The organism is Mesorhizobium sp. M1A.F.Ca.IN.020.06.1.1, from assembly GCF_004023265.1.
In the GTDB taxonomy this organism is placed as follows: Bacteria; Pseudomonadota; Alphaproteobacteria; order Rhizobiales; family Rhizobiaceae; genus Mesorhizobium.
The window spans coordinates 1-1118 of the sequence record NZ_RZSR01001374.1 but is presented as its reverse complement, the minus strand read 5'-3'; the positions used below and the strand labels follow the sequence as shown (position 1 = coordinate 1118).

Below are 1118 nucleotides of genomic sequence, written 5' to 3'. Positions count from 1 at the left end.
GGAGCAGCAGCCGAAACGCCCCACTTCTCTTCCAGGAGCTTCGACAGCTCGGCCGCCTCGAGGACGGTCAGCTTCGAAAGGTCGTCTACGATCTTTGCCAGATCAGCCATTTGTGTATTCCTTTACTTGGTTCGAACGTGTGTTGTTGACAGCGAGGAACGGCCTCATGCCGCCTCGTCCTTCCGGGCGTAAGCGCCGATGACGCGCGCGACCGAAGCCGCGGGCGCATTGACGATCTGGGCGATCCGGGTTGCCGGCGTGGCGATCATGCCAACCAGCTTGGCGCGCAGCTCGTCGAGCGACGGCATCGTGGCGAGTGCCTTGACACCGTCGGCGTTGAGCGAGGTCGAGCCCATTGCGCCGCCGAGAATGATCAGCTTGTCATTCCCCTTGGCGAACTCGGACGCGATCTTCGGCGCCGCAACCGGATCCTCCGAATAAGCGATCAGCGTCTGTCCCTTGAACAGATCGACGATCGATGCGGAGTCCGTGCCCTGAAGAGCGATCTTGGCGAGACGGTTCTTCGCGACTTTGACGGTGCCACCGGCGGCGCGCATCTTCGACCGAAGGTCGTTCATTTGCGCGACGGTGATACCGGCGTAGTGGGCCACGACCACTGAACCCGCGTTCGAGAACGCTTCGTTCAGGCCCGTGACGAGTTCGCGTTTTTCCGCTCTGTCCACTGCCTATCTCCAGTTGACCCCTGCCCCATTCACGAGGTCAGAAGTCGGGTTGCCTTTTGCCGGCCGGGCCATCCACAAACGGATCTCCCGAACGGCGCTCGAGGATCCTGCCCCCTTTCGCCACACCCGCCGGCAAGGCCGGTTGATGTGCTGACAAAAGGCAAACACGGTTCGAACCTTTCATTGGAACTTTTCGCTCCTTTGTCGGGTCTTCACCCGTCTCATGCAGGCCCACATGAATTAAGGCCCCCTTTTGAACCAAGGCCGGCCGCCTGCAATCTCGGACAGGATATCCGGAAACCTTTCGGCCCCCGGGTTACCGGGCCGCCGACGGATCGGCGGTCCGGAAATCTTTTGCGACCGGCCGGAAGCCGGTCAGGCGACATTTACGACGCGGCGAGCGTCGCGATGTCGAGCTTGAGGCCAGGGCCCATC

Annotated in this window: 1 protein-coding gene and 1 pseudogene; both read right to left on the bottom strand. The window is 61.8% G+C overall.

Features of this window, described 5'->3' with window-relative positions:
- A pseudogene (locus EOA60_RS34130) lies at positions 1 to 110 on the bottom strand (50S ribosomal protein L7/L12); the annotation flags it as partial.
- 54 nt (positions 111 to 164) lie between these two features.
- Positions 165 to 683, bottom strand: a complete 519-nt coding sequence (gene rplJ / locus EOA60_RS34125) for a 50S ribosomal protein L10 (protein ID WP_066989579.1) — start codon at positions 681 to 683, stop codon at positions 165 to 167.
- Between the last annotated feature and the right edge of the window lie 435 nt (positions 684 to 1118).